Origin of the sequence: Dyadobacter endophyticus, assembly GCF_014641595.1 — a bacterium.
In the GTDB taxonomy this organism is placed as follows: domain Bacteria; phylum Bacteroidota; class Bacteroidia; order Cytophagales; family Spirosomataceae; genus Dyadobacter; species Dyadobacter endophyticus.
This window is the reverse complement of sequence record NZ_BMIA01000002.1, coordinates 1,000,443-1,017,621: the sequence shown is the minus strand read 5'-3', so window position 1 is coordinate 1,017,621 and position 17,179 is coordinate 1,000,443. Positions and strand designations below refer to the sequence as shown.

The window sequence follows — 17,179 nt, the reverse complement described above, 5'->3', positions numbered from 1 at the left end:
GCAATTGCTGTCTTAAGCCTGTTGAAGTAGGACTGCCGACGGCGGTCCGTAGTCAAAAAATTTGCGGCATGCTCAAAAACTACCTCAAAATCGCTCTCCGGAACATCTGGAAGAACAAAGTTTTTTCGGTTATCAACATTGTGGGCCTGGCCGTGAGTATGGCGGCCTGCATTGTGATCATGCTGTTCGTTTTCTACGAACGCAGCTTCGACGGGCTGCATGCTAAAAACATCTACCGGCTCGACGAGGTACAGAAGTTCGAAGGAATGGTGGCTCCGCAAAAAGTGGCGCTTTCGATGTTCCCGATGGGGCCAACATTAGAAGAAGAATTTCCGGAAATCCGGCAGTTTGTCAGAATTAATACCACCGGAAAGCTGCCGATGCATTACCACGATCAAAGGATCGAACTTTCACAGGTATTCCTGACCGATTCCAATTTCTTTCAACTCTTCGATTATCCGCTGCTTGAAGGCGACAAAGGTCGGGTATTGAAAGAGCCCAACAGCGTTGTGCTGACACAGAAAAGTGCCAAAAATATCTTTGGTAATATCGATCCGATAGGTAAATACGTCAACCACTTTGGCAACGACACGCTCACGCTGAAAGTCACGGGTATTATGGAGGACGTTCCTGCGAACTCGCATTTGCAGTTCGATGCGCTCATTTCCTTCAATACCATCGCAAAGCCCGATTTTATGAAAAACTGGGGCGGAAACTGGCTCGTGACTTACCTGGAACTTGCGCCCGGGACGGACATTGGCAAAATGGAAAAGAAATTTCCCGCTTTCCTCAAAAAACATATGAAAGAAGGCGGCTGGAAGTTTTACGAGCTGTTTTTGCAGCCGCTGACCGAGGTTCACGCGCAGTCGGTGGATATTACGCACGACTATGTCAATTATCAGAAGTTCGATAGGCGATATACCTACATTTTCTCGATCATAGCTGCCATTGTGCTCATTATCGCCTGTGTGAATTTTATGAACCTGTCGACTGCCCGCTCGACCGGTCGGGCGAAGGAAGTGGGGATACGCAAGTCGATTGGCGCGCAACGATTTCAGCTGGCGGGGCAATTTATAGGCGAATCGGTGCTGCTGGCGCTGTTTGCCCTGGTACTGGCAGTGGCTATCGTGAAGCTGGTAATGCCTTCGGTAGCCAATTTCAGCCAGCGCCGGCTCGAATTTTCGATATTTCAAAGCCCGGGCTTGTTGCTGGTCATTTTACTGGGAACAATGCTCGTGGGACTGTTTTCTGGGTTATACCCGGCAGCATTTCTGTCGGCTTTCGAACCTGTGAAGGTGTTGAAGGGTACGATCCGTGCCGGGAAAAGCAATTTCCGGAATGCATTGGTAATCGCACAGTTCACGAGCGCCGTGTTTCTGATCATCGCTACGGGCTTTGCCGTGAAGCAGTTGCGATATATGGTGGATAAGGATCCTGGTTTTGACAAGGAGCAGGTGGTTATAGTGCCTTTGAACTCGAAGTTGGATGTGAAATATGAAGCATTGAAACAGGAGTTGCTGACAAGCTCGTTTATTGAGGCGGTTACCGGCTCGCAACAGCGCCTCGGCAATAACCTGCACCAGACCGGTGTGGCATTTCAGGGTACGGGTGCGAGGCGCGAGCTTACTTCCTCGCAAGTGGTGGTAGATCCGGATTACTTGTCGTTGTACAAAATCAAACTGATCGCAGGCCGGAATTTCACGCACAGTGCCGGAGATAATGCAAAAACCTACATTATCAACGAATCGCTGGCGAAAGAGCTTCTGAAGGATGAGCCGACCTTGACAATGGAGACATTGATCGGCAAGCGGTTTGGGTTTTCGGGAATGGATTCGCTTTCGACGATCGTGGGTGTGGCAGAGGATTTTAACTTTAATTCAATGCACCATAAAATCGAGACGCTATGCCTGTTCAATCAGAAGGACTGGTCATACTCCGAAATGTCGGTCCGCATTAAGGGGAAAGATGCGCAGCAGTCGATAGCGGCCATACAATCGACCTGGAATAAACTTGTTCCTGACGAGCCATTCACCTATTCATTTCTCGACGAGCATTTCGCCGAAATGTACCGTGCCGATAGTCAGGTGAGCGAGATCGTGGGCATATTAGCGGGCCTGGCGATTTTCATATCGTGTCTGGGGCTGTTCGGGCTCGCTTCCTATTCAGCAGAAAGGCGGATCAAGGAAATAGGTGTCAGAAAGGTAATGGGCGCTTCGGTAGCGGGTATTGTGGCTTTGCTGTCACGGGATTTTCTTAAACTCGTTTTCACGGCCATTCTTATCGCCACGCCGGTTGCCTGGTTTGCCGTGAGGACCTGGCTGAACGACTTTGCTTACCGCATCGATATCGAATGGTGGATGTTCCTGGTCGCCGGCGCGCTGGCAGTGTTCGTAGCATTGTTTACGATCAGCTTTCAGAGTATCAAGGCGGCGTTGACGAATCCCGTTAAGAGTTTGAGGGCGGAGTGAGGGAGGAGGGGAGCAAGAGGAGGAAGGAGGAAAGGGAGGATGGAAAATGCCTTTCCTCCCTTTTCTCCTTCTTCCCCTTCCTCCAAAATATAAATTGAATTTTAACCAGATAAACCCATGAGCCACATTGCAATCCCTATCCCACCGCTTCAAGGCAAGCAGGAGATCAAAGTTGAGGTAACGATCAACGGCATCAAGCAGAACCTGTTCTACCGGGTCGAGCTGTTTTATTGGGAAGATTGTACCAATCCGGTTGCGCACCGCGCCGACTGTATCAGCGAAATGCTGGCGCATCACGATCCGGAATGGACCGTCTACTACATTGGCGCACCCAACGACGATTTTGTGCCAATCACATTTGTCAAAAAAGAAAGCAGGAACTTGTTACGCGAGGCGATTGCCTGACAGGCGACGATAGGGGCTGTTTTAATTCTTTTTTAATCTTTATATGCAACATTGTTGCATTTGTGGTTTTCCTGAAACTACATTTGCATCATTGTTGCATATAAAGATTTTTTTATGAAAAAGCATTTATTCAAAGTATTACTCCCGATGGCACTCGGTGCATTGCTCGTAGCTTGCGACGACAAGGAAAAAGACGACGTAGCGCCTATTGGAGAGACGGAATACAAGTTTATCCGAGTGGTGGTGAACGACGAGACTTCCAAGGAGCTGTCGCTCGTGGATCCGGTGAAGCTTACGGCTGAGAAATTTGAAGCGCAATTCCCTAAGTCGGCGCTTTATGGAACACAAGGCGGACGTTTCGGGGCTATTGTGAATGGTGCCAACAACTATGTACAGCTTTTCGACACGGGCTTCGAAGGCCATGGCGACCATGTTGACGTGAAAGGGACGCCTAAGTTCGGGGCGTTGACGGGCGATGGTAAGAAACCAACGCATTTTAAAAGCAAGGGCGACGAGATCATCACTTTTAACGACGGCGACGGCACACTGAGCATCGCAAAAGAGGCGGATTTCCATACTGCCGGTAAGAAAATGACACTTATCGACGCCGGTAACGTGGCACATCACGGCGCTATGACAAAGTTTGACAACGGCACCTATGCCATTACGGTGAAGGACGGTTCTGTGGCCGGGACGTTGCCGGAGCGTGTGAAGATCATCGACGTTTCGGGAAAAACACTTTTCGCTTCCACCATTCAAACCAAGGGCATTCACGGCAATGCAACGAACGGCAGCATTTCACTATTCGGTTCTTCGAGCGGCATTCTGGCTGTGGAGCCGACGGGCAACCAGCAGCTGATCCCGCATCCTGCCGATTTTGGGGAAGCGTGGTTCGGCTCTATTCTCGAAGTGAAAGGCGCAGGCAAATTTCTAGGCTATACAGCAGCCAAGGGCGTTTATGTGATTGATGTCGCTGCCAAATCGGTCACGCCGGTTCTGGCGAGTACGGATATCATGCAGGCGAAGGTCGATTATGCAGGAAACAACGTCGTGGTATTGCTGCACAGCGGGGAACTGAGGATCTATGACCTGAAAACCAATACTTTGAAAACGAGTGGATCGGTGATCGGTGCAACGGCGAAAGACGAAACGCAGAAGCCGCAGCTGGAAGCGACATCGCGCTACATATATATTACGCAGCCGAAGAGGGGCGAACTGCTCGTTATCAGCACGGGGAATTTGTCCAAAACCAATACGGTGAAAGTTTCTGCTACGCCTTACCGTCTGGCCATCCTTGGTTTCGAATCCAGCGAAGGACATTGAAAGTCAAAACCCCGGCAAGCTATTGGACTTGCCGGGGTTTATCAGCGTTACTTCGATTTCCCACTTCCTCGTCTCTGAAAAGTAATTTGCCCCAATATTCGGGATAATGCATATTGATAATGCCCTGCGGCGACCATACCCAGTTGTATTCGGGGATTACTTTGCCGGTTTCGGCATTGCGTTTCCTGCTATAATGCCCCTGCTGATCGACGTCGTGTTGCCAATTGACGCGTGAAAAATTGATCCGCCATTCGGAGCCGTCGGCCGGGATTACCGGTTTCACATGCTCGGTAGAAAGCGACTCAAACGGAATCGCGATTTCTACAAACCATCTCTTGTCCTTATCCCTCGCGTCATTCAGGGTACCATTGACCGATACCGCCGATTTCAGTCCTTGGATATTCCATTTAAGCTGCGCTTTTCCGCCTTTGCGGTAGGTTTTGGGTAAAAATAGATCGAAGGTATTATTGATCGCATTGATTTCCAGCTCGTAATAATTTTCAGTATCCCCGTCCGGATCAATGAATACTTCGAAATCATTTTCCAAGTATACAATTTGGTCTTTCCGGTCCTGATAAGCCCAGATATGCTCTTCGTCGATTTGTGCGGCGATATAAAGGTATTGGTCGTCCCAAAGCATCTTTACGCGGGTCTCTTGCAGTGGGAGCGGCTTTTTATCTCCCTCAATATCTACAAATGATGACGTCCAGGCAGCCTTCTTCCAGGAACGCTCATTCAGTTTTCCGTCGATGGAAATAGCCTTTCCGGCCCGATTGCACATGTAGCTTTGGGGAGCTGGTCGCGTTTGCCCCTGCGCTGTGATGGTGGTGATGCCGGCCATCGCGGCGAGCATGAAATAAATATAATGCATTTTACTTCTTCAAAAGGTCGCTTGCCTTGTTTTCATTGCTTAGTAACGCCTCGAACCGCTTCCATCTTCTGCCGGCGTCGGCTGTTGTTCCGCTCTCGGATTCGATGTATTTCTTGACGATGTCCTGCCCGTAATTGTAGTTGATTACATAGCTCCGGTATTTACGGATGAATCGCAGGTAGTCCGAGGCACCTTTTTCGGACAGCAGGCAGTAGTCGGTTAGCCATCGCTTCGCCTCCCGGTCGCTCATACCGTGGTCAAGCAAACCACGCGCTACCTCGTTGCGGGCGTAGTTCAATGCCGAACGGATTGTGAGGGCCTTGAAATACGCATAGCTCATTGCCGTATCCAACCCGGCGACCGGGATCAACACACTTTTGCAGAATTCCCGCTGCTCATCGCCCGGAAAAGCCATGGAAATACCATAGTTGGCGCTTCCTTCGGCAATCAGAGACTGTGGGCTGAACAATGGGTAAAGTGAAATTTCAGTCCATCCTTTGCCACGGAACAGGTTTTTTTCGAGCAGCGCATTGTACACATGGTGACCGGGATAACCCTCATGGCAGGCGAGATCGATGGCCCGCTCAATATAGATAGGCTGGCTTATATTGATCTGGATCACGCTTTTGTAGTTGCCTTTGTACCAATTATATCCCGACCAGGGTTTGTCCCGCACATATTCAAGTTTGAAATCTTCGCCCACGGGTAGTGTGTAGTGGGCAAGCGTACGCTTGCGCGCCTCCGCGATGGCAGTCCGGAAAACGGTATCGATCTTATTCTGAGGAATCAGGAAATGGTTCGCAAGTTTCTGGTAGCGTTCCGGAATGGAGCCCTGGCCGGGTAGCAGGCGATCAAGCTTTGCAATAAGGTCTTTAAAATACTGTTCTTCATAAACCGGCGCCACAGCGTCGAACAGCTCTTTGGATTCGGAGTCGAATGGTACCAACGTGCCCGAAAAGAGCTGTATCCGTCGTTCGAATGCGGTAAGCTGGGCCGTCAGCCATTCGGCACGGCGTGCGAGGGTGTCGGGCGCTGCATCGGGCGCAAATGTCGCCAGGACGTGTTTCAAAGCGGAGGTTTTTTGCAGTAACGCTTCTTTTGGAAAATGTGAAGTATCTGTTTTGGCGGGCCGCAACGAGTCGGGGCCATAATAAGCGTCTACAAAATCGCCGTCGAACTGGCCAATGGAAAGTCCCAGTTTGACATATTCCCGGGCAACGCTATCGAGGCGATCGGCAGGGGAGGCTGTCTTTTCGTGCGTGGCGCAGGAGGTCGCCAGTATCGCGATTATCAGCGCTGTAACGTATTTTTTAAGCATAACATCAAGACTTTCTGATAGATTACCTGTTCGGGAATTGTAGCTGACGGTGTCCCGAAGGGCCCGGAGTCCCGGCCGTGCTCCCAATTGGTGCTTAAAATACACAGTATTGCGGAAATCCGCACCGAAAAGCAATAAAGGATCAGGAAGGGTTGCGGATGTGTCACAAGAAAATGTCATGTAACTCGGGAGTTATTTGGCATAACACCTGTTTCCTTTCGTTAACGTTCTGCGGAAGCCCTGCTTTCGCAGTATTTTCTATCGTCTTATTCTTATTGAATCTAAATTTATTTGGGAGCTGCTGTCTGCTAATCCAAATAGAATGTAGCTAAACAGCTGTAATACAGTAATAAAATAGCTGCATTCTATTCGCAGTCAATATAAATCTTGTAGAAGCCGGGTTTTTTGCAAAAAAAGTTTTGTCGAAATTCTTCAGTGAAAATTCAGTGTTATCCACAGAACCGAGCATTTTCAGCTAATGCCGTTAGTTGGGCAAAACAGGTATTTTATCCTTTAAAACGGCACTTATGTAATTTATTGACGTAGAAGTTTTACTTGCCTTTCCGTGGTCATTACGACTAAACGATGATTCTGGGTTGAGGCCTGAAAAGAGCCGGGTACGCACACAAAACACAGTGGTGGTACCGATGTCTGCAAAATTTTCTTTGGTTTTCATGTAACCGCTATACCTTCACGATGGATCGTTACCCATTGCTTAGTATTAAAAAAGTTATATTAGTAATTTAAAGAGCTTATGTAACCAGTTTGGAACTGTGTAAGAAGTTTTTTAGGTCCAAAATGATATTTTTTAATAAATAATTAGGTTTATAATTGTAGAAAAACTTTTGAAAAGGACTGTAATAACAATTTAAAATCGGTTATAAACATAATTATTACGTGGTTGTCATATAAAAAAAGTACTATTTTTGGATGATCTAATTTTTACCTTTGTAACGTACATTTTGTTGACAAGCGTTTCAGCTAATCAATTACAAATCAAATACGTTATGAAAAATTTTACGTTTCTCTTTACCCTTTTACTATTGAGCCTGGGCTTCGCCTTCCAGGCCAATGCCACGACCAGCTGTGGTTGTGACAACAACGTTCTCACGAACGCCAGCTTCGAGGACGGGACTAACGGCTGGTCAAAATCTAACGGTACCAACTTCGGTACGGACGGTGCATATAATATGTGCGGAAGTAAGAACGGTTTGATCACCGGTGCCGGCCAGATATGGCAGGATGTTACCCTTGAAGCCGGAAGCCAGGTCAATCTGAGCGTATATGGTGGAACGCACAATAACGACGAGACACATCAGTTCAAGCTGATTTTTTACACATCGGGCGGCAACCAGATCGGTGAAGCGATCGTGAAATCGATGAATTTCGAAGTGGGCAGCGGTAACCAGCTGCAACTGTACACCATGTCGGCAACAGCGCCGGCAAACACGGCGAAAGTTCGTTTCCTGCTTTATTCCAGTGGAAACTATTTCAAAGTGGATGCGGCATGTATGAAAGTTACGCCTCCTGCCAATCCGGTTGACTGCGATTGCGTAAACTCGAATCAATATGTCAAAAATGCAAGTTTCGAAAACGGAACCAATGACTGGTCAAAATCCGGTGGAACCAACTTCGGTACGGACGAGGCGTACAACATGTGCGGCAGCAAAAACGGTTTGATCACCGGTTCCGGATCTATCTGGCAGGACATTAATGTGGTTGCAGGAGCGAAAGTGGATGTGACCGCATATGGTGGTACACACAACACTGGTGTGGCGCACACGTTCAAACTCACTTTCTATGACGGTGCAGGGAATAAAATCAACACCGGCGAGGCTGTGGTCAATATGGACTACAAGGTCGTTGACAGCAAACTCAAGCAATTCTCGATCTCTGCAACTGCGCCGGCGGGAGCCGTAAAAGTTCGCTTCTCCGTTAATTCGTCGGGCGACTATTTCAAAGTGGATGCGATTTGTACCACCCTTACCCAACCAGTTACCTGCCAGGAATGTAATGGTAATACCCTTCAGAACCCAAGTTTCGAAAATGGTACCAATAACTGGAATGTAACCGGGACATTGACAGTTGAGCCTACCTACGCGGTTTGCGGTGTAAACGGGGCGAAATTGAGCGGAGCAGGTAAGTTCTGGCAGGATGTAGAGTTGCAAACGACAACCGGAAACCAGATTGCCCTGAACATCTATGCGGCATTCAGCGCGTCGAATAGCCAGAAAATCCAGCTGGTATTCCTCAGCGAAGGTCAGGTAGAACTTGGTCAGATTAACAAGGACGTAACAAAAGAGCTCAACAGCGGAACATGGGGCCTCGAAAAATATACATTAGGCGGAACAGTACCGGGAGGTACCAAATATGTACGTGTGTTGCTGTCGTCAAATGGAAATGATTTTGTTGTCGACAATGCATGTCTTACTTTCTCAGGCCCGCCATTGCCGGTAACGCTATCAGCATTCTCTGCGAAAAAAGAAGGTTCAGTAGCTCAATTGGCCTGGGCCACAACTTTTGAAACCAACTCCGCTTACTTCGAAGTACAGCACAGCCAGGATGGTAAAAACTGGACAGCGCTGTCGCAGGTAGAGGCGAAAGGAGAAAGCAAGGAACTCGAAACTTACACCTATACGCACACTAATCCATTTGCAGTAAACCTTTATCGGCTGAAAATGGTGGATTTGGATGAAACATTCGCTTACAGCGCGATCAAGAGCCTGAACTTCGATGGCCAGGAGCAGATGAATGTTTATCCGAACCCGACTGTCGACCGTATCAAAGTGACCAGCAACCAGCAGGTCACAAATGTGAAGGTTTACGCTCAGACAGGTGCGTTAGTAATGAACACTACGCCGGATTCGGCAAATGAAGTAGACCTGACGAAATTGTCGCAGGGAACTTACTATGTGAAAATCAACAACGGTCCGTTGATGCGCAAAATCCTTGTCGTAAGATAAGCTCCGGAGTAAAGGCTCCGCAGCAACCGGAGCAGTAATTTTGAAAACCCTTCGTCCGCGGTTTCAGGACGAAGGGTTTTTGTTTATAGATTAGTTTTAACTTTCGTGAACAAAAGGTAACCGGGATTGGCTTGGCAACAATTATTGATCATCATAATAAAGAATCGGGGTACAGGCCGGTAGCGGCAAATCCTTTATCGCGGGAGGATTTTGGAAGTGATTTCAAATGGGGTGTGGCAACAGCGGCATACCAGATCGAGGGGGCGGTGGATGAGGATGGCCGGACCGATTGTGTATGGGACGTTTTTGCGAGGAAAAAAGGCAAGATACGGAATGGCGACCATGCGCGGGTAGCTTGTGATTTCTATAACCGATATGAGCAAGACCTGGAACTGGTTAAAGAGCTCGGTTTCGGGCAGTTCAGATTTTCGCTGTCGTGGTCACGGATCTTGCCCGATGGCCACGGGCGCGTCAACCAGGCTGGTTTGGATTTCTATAACAGGTTGATAAATAAGTGTATTGCCTTGGGAATAGAACCGTGGATTACGCTGTATCACTGGGATTTACCCCAAATATTGGAAAAAGCCGGCGGCTGGAAGAACAGACGCGTTGTCGAATGGTTTGCGGAATATACGGCAGTATGCGCAAACGCATTTGGCGACCGGGTACGGCATTGGATTGTGTTGAACGAGCCTATGGCCGTGGCTGGGTTGGGATACACCACGGGCGAGCACGCGCCCGGGAGCAAGGGCATTCATAACTTTCTGCCGGTAGTGCATCACCTGGCGTTGAGTCAGGCGGAAGGCGGTAGGGTATTGCGGAAGTTGTTGCCCGACGCGCGCATCGGCACTGCGATTTCCTGCTCTCATGTTATTCCCAACAGTCAGAAGTCGGCGGACATAAGGGCGGCGCGGCGGGCGGACGCGCTCATGAACCGGCTTTTCATCGAACCGGCATTAGGGCTGGGCTATCCCAAAGACGCATTTCCTTTTCTGTCTAATATCAAAAGGTTCATGCGTGAAGGTGACAGCGAAAGGCTAAAATTCGATTTTGATTTCTGGGGGTTACAAAACTATTTCAGCGTGGTGGTACAGCATTCGTACCTGGCACCGGTGATGTGGCTGAAAGATGTGCCCGCCACGCTTAGGAATGTCCCGACGACCGGTTTGGGGTGGGAGATCAGTCCCGCCGGGATGTATGAAATATTGAAACAATTTCAACGATACAAAGGCGTCCGTGAATTGGTCATTACAGAAAATGGGGCGGCATTTAAAGATACGCTGAAAGACGGGAAGGTGGAAGATGATGCCAGACAGGCTTATTACCACGATTACCTCGAAGCCGTTCTGAGGGCTAAAAACGAAGGGATAAACATCACCGGTTATTTCGCGTGGACGTTAATGGATAATTTTGAATGGGCACATGGGTATTCCGCACGCTTTGGTCTGGTATATGTGGATTTTAAAACCCAGGAGCGTATCGTGAAGGGGTCGGGCAGATGGTTTGCCGACTTCCTTAAAAAAACAGAAAGATAATATGGTTTCCAACTAATTCGGGAAAGGGCGTGTCTACCCGTCATATTAAACCCCTACAACCATGAAAGTTCTGATTGTTTTGTTCGGATTGCTGGCCTGGGCCAGCTGCCACGACGAAAGTGACGATGTCAACGAACAAGTTTATGAAGTAGATGCGACCTGGACTAACATGCTCGCTACCGATGGCTGTTCATGGCATTTCGCTATTACTGCCAAAGATTCGACCATTTCGCTGCTGCCCAGCGAAGCATCGCGTGCTAAAATAGAGAAGGAGCTGGGTAAAATCGAAGAATATTACAGTTTCACGCCGGTTCACCTGAAATACAGCCTGACAGGGGCGAAAAGTACCGTTCAATGCGGCTGGGGCCACACTGCGACGTACGACGAAATCAAAGTCATTGAAATTCACAAAAAATAATGCTCACAGATGGAGGATGTTCTTTGCCTCTTGTTCTGAATAATAAGGACCTAATTCCGCTTCATCAATAATCTCCTGCACCTGCTCCTCCGTGGCAGGTGTAGCTTCTTTAGGGCGGTTGCTTTTTCCGTCGGGCAGCTCTTCTTCAAATACGATCGCACCCTTTCTTTGCAGGTTTTGCAGGATGTCCAGTACCAAATTTTCCTCTGATTCGCGGGCGGCTTTTACGCGGTATGTTTTCATGTTTTTTTGTTTTAAAATATTGAATTGCAAAAACTGTACCGGCTTCGAACTTTTAAGTTACTCCATGCAACCTGTTTGCGGATATTTGCATCATTGAGCAAACAAATCAAGAATCCCATGAAAATTAAACAACTACTTGCTTTCGTCCTGTCCGCACTCGTTTTCGTAAGTGCTTGCGCGCAAGGCGATGATGACAAACCTTACGTTACCAAAAACTTCAATGGCTCTGCCCTCAAGGAATTACAGGTAGAGACTTCCGGTGGTTCGATTTCGGTTACCGGCGGGCAGTCCGATGGTTTCAAAGTAGAAATGTACGTGCGCGGCAATGGCTGGAACGGTAATAAGAACCTGACAAAAGAAGAAATCGAGGAACGCCTGGAAGATTACGACATCATGATCGGGACCGAAGGCGGTAAGGTGCTCGCGACGGCAAAGCGTAAAAGCAATTTGCAGTGGAATGAGAAAAAAAGTATTTCCCTCTCATTTAAAGTAACGACGCCCCGGAATGTGGCTACCAATCTCAAAACCAGTGGAGGAAGCATTAAAATTGCTTCATTGACCGGCGAACAAAATTTCTCCACCAGCGGAGGTAGCCTCAAAATCGACGACCTGAACGGGGTAATCCGTGGCCGTACCTCGGGTGGCAGCATCGATGTGGCGCATTGCAGTAAGGATATCAACCTCCATACCAGCGGTGGAAGTATTAACGCCAGTGAACTGAAAGGCAAGATCGAGCTGAAAACTTCCGGCGGAAGCATAGAATTGAATAAACTCAATGGCGATATTCTGGCACATACCAGTGGTGGAAGCATCCGCGGCGAGGGTGTCGACGGTTCACTCGATGCCGGTACGTCGGGTGGTTCTGTACGGTTGGCGGATGTTTCAGGCAGTATCCGGGCAAATACGAGTGCGGGGAGCATCGAGCTGGAACTGAAATCGCTCGGTAAATATGTAGATCTTTCCACATCTGCCGGTAGCGTACGGGTAACCATGCCGTTGGATAAAGGCGTTGACCTGAATCTGAGAGGTAATAAAGTGTCGATACCACTTAAAAACTTCGACGGCTCGGCTGAAAAAGACCGTGTTCAGGGTAAAATGAATGGCGGTGGTATTCCGGTAACATTGTCGGCCAGTGCTGGTGGTGTTTATGTGAATCAATAACACATACATTATTTCTTACTTCAATGAGCAGGCGGCTTACCGTCTGCTCATTGGTGTTTTAAAACCTGTTACCAAATTGTCGATGCAGCGTAAAAAGGGAGAAAACAATCCCGGCGTATGTATCAGAGAATTTTAAACAGTTTACAGGACTTCTTCGGAATATCCCGAAAAGAGGCGCGCGGTGCACTTGTGATGATGCTATTCTGCGCAATGGTCATTTGGACGCCCTTTTTTTTCCGGCGCTGGATCTTGCCTTTAGTGCCGACGGTCAGCTCGCCGCCCGAGCGGAAGGTGCTGGACAGCATTGCGCTATTATTGGAAAGACAGCAGGTTTCTCACCCGTATCGTGAAAAACAGCGGTCGCCCGCGTACGGGACGACGCAAGTACCGGAGGCAATCAAACTGGTTCGTTTTGATCCAAATACGGCCTCAGAAAAAGAGCTTAGAGGAGTGGGTATTCCTGCATTTATAGCCGGGCGTATTGAAAAATTCAGGAGCAAGGGAGGGCGCTTCCGACGGAAAGAGGATTTGTTGAAGATTTACGATTTTCCGCAGCAGCTGTATGCGCGCCTGGAAAAGTATATTGTGATCCCGGATCAGAGCCCAGTCTTTGATGTCGGACAAAATAGCTCTTCCAAGACTTATTCTAACACGGGTGTACGAGGTGAGACGAAGACCGGCATGCAGGCATTTGATATTAATCAATGCGACACAACAGCGCTCATCCGCCTGAAAGGGATCGGAAGCAAGCTGGCGCAGCGCATTTTGAAGTTCCGGGATGGGCTGGGAGGGTTCTGTTCGACTGACCAGTTCCATGAAGTTTACGGGCTGGATTCACTTGCGCTGGCGGAGTTGAAACGCTATGCGAAGGTGAGTAGCCCGGTTAAAAAGGTGAATATAAATACAGCTACCGCCGAAGAGCTAGGCAAACACCCCTATTTGAGAAACAGAAAACAAGTTCAGGTGTTGGTCAATTATCGCACGCAACACGGTCCGTTCCGTTCGCTGGAAGAATTTCGAAATGTAAAAGTGCTGGACGACCCGACCATACAAAAAATAGGGCCATACCTGTCGTTCTGACGGTATGGCCCCGTTTGGAGAACCCCGTTGGACAAACTTCGCTTTGAATGATTTCGTTGCTAGAAGTTAGGTTTCAACAGGTATTTTGAATAGAACGTGTCGATTACCTTCACGGCCTCGTCGGGCGTATCTACCAGGCTAATTAGTTTGAGGTCTTCTGGATTGATATTGTGCTCCGTAAGCATCGTCCCTTTGATCCATTCCAACAGGCCCGACCAATAGGCGGTACCGACGAGCACAATCGGGAAACGGCCGATTTTTTTGGTCTGGATCAATGTCATCGCCTCAAAAAGCTCGTCGAGCGTACCGAAACCGCCGGGCATGACGATGAAGCCCTGCGAGTATTTGACAAACATTACCTTACGCACGAAGAAGAAGTCGAAATTGATGCTCTTGTCGTGGTCGATGTAAATGTTGCTGTGCTGCTCGAACGGCAGTTTAATATTCAGTCCGACCGATTTTCCGCCCTGCTCGAACGCACCTTTGTTACCGGCTTCCATAATACCGGGCCCGCCGCCGGTGATCACGCCGTAGCCGTGGCGAACCAGTTTTGCTGCGATATCTTCCGCTGTTTTATAGTGAGGGTTGTCGGGTAAAGTGCGGGCAGAACCGAAAATCGAAACGCACGGGCCTATTTTTGCCAGTTTGTCAAATCCTTCCACGAATTCGGCCATTACCTTGAATACAACCCATGAGTCGGCACTCTTGATCTCGTTCCAGTTGCGGTCTTCAAACGCCTCCTTGATCCTTTTCTCATCCTCGGGAACCGCAGGGTTGAGGAGGGAAACATCAACTAATTCCCCGTTAGTGGGTTTTACTTCTTCACTCATATTTAGAAATCCATTGAGTTGTTGATAAGTATAATGGTAACTTTGCACCATTAACACCAATAATAAAAACTTTTCACCATGTCCGCTGTGGTTAACGAACGGTGGACTGTAATTAACAAAAAAGTAATGAGAAAAATTGCTATCGGCTCCGACCACGCAGGTTTCCCCTACAAGCAACCGGTTATCGACTGGCTTACCACCAACGGTTTCGAAGTGAAGGATTTCGGAACATATAGCGCTGATTCGGCGGATTATGCGGATTTTGCACATCCGGTGGCAAGCGGGGTGGAAAGTAAGGAATTCGAAAAGGGCGTATTGCTTTGCGGAAGCGGGCAGGGCGTCTGCATTACCGCAAATAAGCACCAGGGCGTACGCGCCGCACTCGTGTGGGACACGCCTCTCGCACCTTTGGCCCGCCAGCACAACGATGCGAACGTAATCTGTTTTCCTGTGCGGTTTATCGAGCTCGAAACGGCGCTGGCAAGCCTGGAAGCATTTTTAAGCACCGAGTTCGAAGGAGGGCGCCACCAGACACGCGTCGATAAGATTTCCTGTTAGTAGGCCCTTTGGTAGACACCTTTCCAGGGGCTCTGGATATATTGCTTTTTCAATGCCGGAACCCGGTTCAGGAGTTTCGGCATCATATTTACCTTGTCGATTACATATTCGGGCGGATCTTTGCGGAAGTTGTCGTAGACGTGGATCACGCTGTCGAAATTGTCGAGGTTCTGCAAATCGTAGGCCGCCAGTTCCCAGTTGAGGTAGGGCGTGGCCGTATAGTTGTTGATATATTCTCCCGAATTCTGTCCGAGAACGAGAATGCGCTTGCTGCGGATCTGTTCCGGCAAATTGGCCGGTTTGGCGCGCAGGTTTTCCAGCTTGCCCATTGAAACTCCGGGCAGCACCCCCCTTAGTCCCTGATATTGGATCAAAACGATCATCGCGCCCATGAGTGTGAACTGCAGTTCATCCGCCCAGCCGTTCTTTTTGAAACTCTGGAAGTAATGTGTGGCAAAAAATGCCGCCGGAGGGACGAATATGACGAATTGCATCGGTGCCAGATACTGCATTAACGGGATTGTAAATACGGCCGAGATAAACCACAGCGCCATCACCTGCTGAATGCGCGTCTGGTAATTCACAAACCGGAGTGTTGTGAAGATCCGCATAAAGCCCATGATCCCGAAGCCCAGCGGCAGCAATAGCGATGCCAGCAAAGAAGAAAAGTCATTCAGGTTATATTGTTTTACCTGGAATACCGAGGTCAGCAGGTTCCGATTCAGGCTTTCCATTCCATTGTTGAGATAGAAAAACAACACGACCATAAGCAACGGAAATATAGAACCGAACAGCCCCAGCAGGTGGTGCCGGAATGTGGAACCTGTATAAAACAGCAATGCCAGGAATGCCCAAATCATGAATAGTGACGCCGGCAGATAAAACAAAGTAGCGATCCCGATGTAAAGTCCCAGCTCGAAAACCTGAGTGGTCACTTCTCTTCTAACAAGCATTTTAACAATCGAGCCGAATGCGAACAGCAGGAAGGTATTGGCAAGCAACATGGGTGATAATGTCCCCATGTCGAAGGAAATATTCAGGAACAGCGCGTACAACGCGCCGGGCAGGAACGTGCGCTCGGGAAAAACGTCGCGGGAGTGGATTACGTAATTGAAATACAATATCTGCACCAGCGAAACACCCATAGCAGCCAATTGGTAAACCCATTGCGTCCGGCCGAAGAGGCTGTCGATGAGCCAGTAGGTAAGGCCGGAAAACGGGCTTACGTTGTCCCATACATCGCGGTAGAGCATGAACCCGCGGCCCATTTGCTCGCCTACCAGCATCCAGCTGAGCTCAGGTATCAGCAAAGGCGCGCCACCCAGGAAAAAAGGGAGACGGAGCATCAGGAAGAATACTACTAAACTGATGGTCTGGTACCGTGCATTTACGCGAAAAAAACTAAGCAAGCGGCTGGTGGATTAGGTATCTGACGGGAAATAAGTTTCACGAAATTACAATGCCGGGTTCTACAAAAACAAAATAAGTATGGATATTTGTACTTATTGAAAGGAGAGAGGGAATGATTTAGGAGATGTAAGTTTACATCATCCTAACTGGTGAACCAGGATGTGCGGTCAGGACCGGCCAAATCCCTCCGATTAACATTCATGATATGGAATCGAAAAGACAACAAAAAGTAGGCAGGCAAATACAGAAGGACCTGGGTGAGATTTTTCAGAAGGATGCTCAGCACCTTACGCACGGCGCGTTTGTGACGATCACAGCCGTGCGCGTCACGCCCGACCTGAGCATTGCCCGGGCTTACCTGAGCTTCCTGCCGGATAAAAACAAGACCATGCTTTTGGAAACGATCCGGGAAAATACCCGTTTCATCCGCCAGAAACTCGCAGAACGCGTCCGTCACCAATTGAGGATCGTTCCGCACCTCCAGTTTTATATCGACGACACTGCCGAATATGCGGCTAAAATGGATCAGTTGTTTGCAGATCTGGTGATCCCGCCTGCACAGCCCGACGAGGAGGAAGATACCTACTGATCAAGTT

General features: G+C 48.7%; 15 protein-coding genes. 10 read left to right on the top strand and 5 right to left on the bottom strand.

Annotation, left to right across the window (positions count from 1 at the left end):
- Positions 1–68: 68 nt before the first annotated feature.
- From IEY24_RS16420 to IEY24_RS16410, 3 genes are all read left to right on the top strand, one after another.
- Positions 69–2,468 carry an ABC transporter permease gene (locus IEY24_RS16420; RefSeq protein ID WP_188933967.1) on the top strand — a complete coding sequence of 800 codons (2,400 nt, stop codon included), beginning with the start codon at positions 69–71 and terminating at the stop codon, positions 2,466–2,468.
- 117 nt (positions 2,469–2,585) lie between these two features.
- Positions 2,586–2,873: a hypothetical protein gene (locus IEY24_RS16415; RefSeq protein ID WP_188933965.1), complete on the top strand. Its 288-nt coding sequence runs from the start codon at positions 2,586–2,588 to the stop codon at positions 2,871–2,873.
- Positions 2,874–2,987: 114 nt separating this feature from the next.
- Positions 2,988–4,196 (top strand): hypothetical protein, encoded by a 1,209-nt coding sequence (locus IEY24_RS16410; protein WP_188933963.1) that lies wholly within the window; start codon positions 2,988–2,990, stop codon positions 4,194–4,196.
- A gap of 19 nt (positions 4,197–4,215) precedes the next feature.
- Here IEY24_RS16410 and IEY24_RS16405 read toward each other — a convergent pair whose 3' ends face one another.
- On the bottom strand, positions 4,216–5,067 hold the full coding sequence (locus IEY24_RS16405; protein ID WP_229222432.1) for a carbohydrate-binding family 9-like protein: 852 nt from the start codon (positions 5,065–5,067) through the stop codon (positions 4,216–4,218).
- A 1-nt stretch (position 5,068) separates the two neighbouring features.
- On the bottom strand, positions 5,069–6,385 hold the full coding sequence (locus IEY24_RS16400) for a hypothetical protein (RefSeq protein WP_188933961.1): 1,317 nt from the start codon (positions 6,383–6,385) through the stop codon (positions 5,069–5,071).
- 1,007 nt (positions 6,386–7,392) lie between these two features.
- Between IEY24_RS16400 and IEY24_RS16395 the strand changes: the two genes are divergently transcribed.
- From IEY24_RS16395 to IEY24_RS16385, 3 genes are all read left to right on the top strand, one after another.
- Positions 7,393–9,348 carry a T9SS type A sorting domain-containing protein gene (locus IEY24_RS16395; protein ID WP_188933959.1) on the top strand — a complete coding sequence of 652 codons (1,956 nt, stop codon included), beginning with the start codon at positions 7,393–7,395 and terminating at the stop codon, positions 9,346–9,348.
- Positions 9,349–9,479: 131 nt separating this feature from the next.
- Positions 9,480–10,883 carry a GH1 family beta-glucosidase gene (locus tag IEY24_RS16390; protein WP_188933957.1) on the top strand — a complete coding sequence of 468 codons (1,404 nt, stop codon included), beginning with the start codon at positions 9,480–9,482 and terminating at the stop codon, positions 10,881–10,883.
- 61 nt (positions 10,884–10,944) lie between these two features.
- Positions 10,945–11,301: a hypothetical protein gene (locus tag IEY24_RS16385; RefSeq protein WP_188933955.1), complete on the top strand. Its 357-nt coding sequence runs from the start codon at positions 10,945–10,947 to the stop codon at positions 11,299–11,301.
- Positions 11,302–11,304: 3 nt separating this feature from the next.
- On the opposite strand, the gene IEY24_RS16380 is transcribed toward IEY24_RS16385, so the two are convergent.
- Positions 11,305–11,544, bottom strand: coding sequence for a hypothetical protein (locus tag IEY24_RS16380; RefSeq protein ID WP_188933953.1), 240 nt, complete (start codon positions 11,542–11,544; stop codon positions 11,305–11,307).
- A gap of 117 nt (positions 11,545–11,661) precedes the next feature.
- On the opposite strand from IEY24_RS16380, the gene IEY24_RS16375 reads away from it, so the two are divergent.
- Both IEY24_RS16375 and IEY24_RS16370 read left to right on the top strand, forming a co-directional pair.
- Positions 11,662–12,705, top strand: a complete 1,044-nt coding sequence (locus IEY24_RS16375; RefSeq protein WP_188933951.1) for a DUF4097 family beta strand repeat-containing protein — start codon at positions 11,662–11,664, stop codon at positions 12,703–12,705.
- 117 nt (positions 12,706–12,822) lie between these two features.
- On the top strand, positions 12,823–13,785 hold the full coding sequence (locus tag IEY24_RS16370) for a ComEA family DNA-binding protein (protein WP_188933949.1): 963 nt from the start codon (positions 12,823–12,825) through the stop codon (positions 13,783–13,785).
- Between the two features lie 59 nt (positions 13,786–13,844).
- Here IEY24_RS16370 and IEY24_RS16365 read toward each other — a convergent pair whose 3' ends face one another.
- Positions 13,845–14,615, bottom strand: coding sequence for an LOG family protein (locus tag IEY24_RS16365; RefSeq protein ID WP_188933946.1), 771 nt, complete (start codon positions 14,613–14,615; stop codon positions 13,845–13,847).
- Between the two features lie 126 nt (positions 14,616–14,741).
- On the opposite strand from IEY24_RS16365, the gene rpiB reads away from it, so the two are divergent.
- Positions 14,742–15,173, top strand: a complete 432-nt coding sequence (rpiB, locus tag IEY24_RS16360; protein WP_188933944.1) for a ribose 5-phosphate isomerase B — start codon at positions 14,742–14,744, stop codon at positions 15,171–15,173.
- Here the strand turns inward: rpiB and IEY24_RS16355 are convergent.
- Positions 15,170–16,582, bottom strand: a complete 1,413-nt coding sequence (locus IEY24_RS16355) for a hypothetical protein (protein ID WP_188933941.1) — start codon at positions 16,580–16,582, stop codon at positions 15,170–15,172. The two genes, rpiB and IEY24_RS16355, sit on opposite strands and share 4 nt — an antisense overlap.
- A 206-nt stretch (positions 16,583–16,788) precedes the next feature.
- On the opposite strand from IEY24_RS16355, the gene rbfA reads away from it, so the two are divergent.
- Positions 16,789–17,172, top strand: a complete 384-nt coding sequence (gene rbfA / locus IEY24_RS16350; protein WP_188933939.1) for a 30S ribosome-binding factor RbfA — start codon at positions 16,789–16,791, stop codon at positions 17,170–17,172.
- Positions 17,173–17,179: the final 7 nt, after the last annotated feature.

Coding starts and splice junctions, on each gene's coding strand:
- IEY24_RS16375 (WP_188933951.1), top strand. CDS start 11,662: ATGAAAATTAAACAACTACTTGCTTTCGTCCTGTCCGCACTCGTTTTC.
- IEY24_RS16385 (WP_188933955.1), top strand. CDS start 10,945: ATGAAAGTTCTGATTGTTTTGTTCGGATTGCTGGCCTGGGCCAGCTGC.
- IEY24_RS16405 (WP_229222432.1), bottom strand. CDS start 5,067: ATGCATTATATTTATTTCATGCTCGCCGCGATGGCCGGCATCACCACC.
- rpiB (WP_188933944.1), top strand. CDS start 14,742: ATGAGAAAAATTGCTATCGGCTCCGACCACGCAGGTTTCCCCTACAAG.
- rbfA (WP_188933939.1), top strand. CDS start 16,789: ATGGAATCGAAAAGACAACAAAAAGTAGGCAGGCAAATACAGAAGGAC.
- IEY24_RS16420 (WP_188933967.1), top strand. CDS start 69: ATGCTCAAAAACTACCTCAAAATCGCTCTCCGGAACATCTGGAAGAAC.
- IEY24_RS16370 (WP_188933949.1), top strand. CDS start 12,823: ATGTATCAGAGAATTTTAAACAGTTTACAGGACTTCTTCGGAATATCC.
- IEY24_RS16380 (WP_188933953.1), bottom strand. CDS start 11,544: ATGAAAACATACCGCGTAAAAGCCGCCCGCGAATCAGAGGAAAATTTG.
- IEY24_RS16365 (WP_188933946.1), bottom strand. CDS start 14,615: ATGAGTGAAGAAGTAAAACCCACTAACGGGGAATTAGTTGATGTTTCC.
- IEY24_RS16400 (WP_188933961.1), bottom strand. CDS start 6,385: ATGCTTAAAAAATACGTTACAGCGCTGATAATCGCGATACTGGCGACC.
- IEY24_RS16410 (WP_188933963.1), top strand. CDS start 2,988: ATGAAAAAGCATTTATTCAAAGTATTACTCCCGATGGCACTCGGTGCA.
- IEY24_RS16415 (WP_188933965.1), top strand. CDS start 2,586: ATGAGCCACATTGCAATCCCTATCCCACCGCTTCAAGGCAAGCAGGAG.
- IEY24_RS16395 (WP_188933959.1), top strand. CDS start 7,393: ATGAAAAATTTTACGTTTCTCTTTACCCTTTTACTATTGAGCCTGGGC.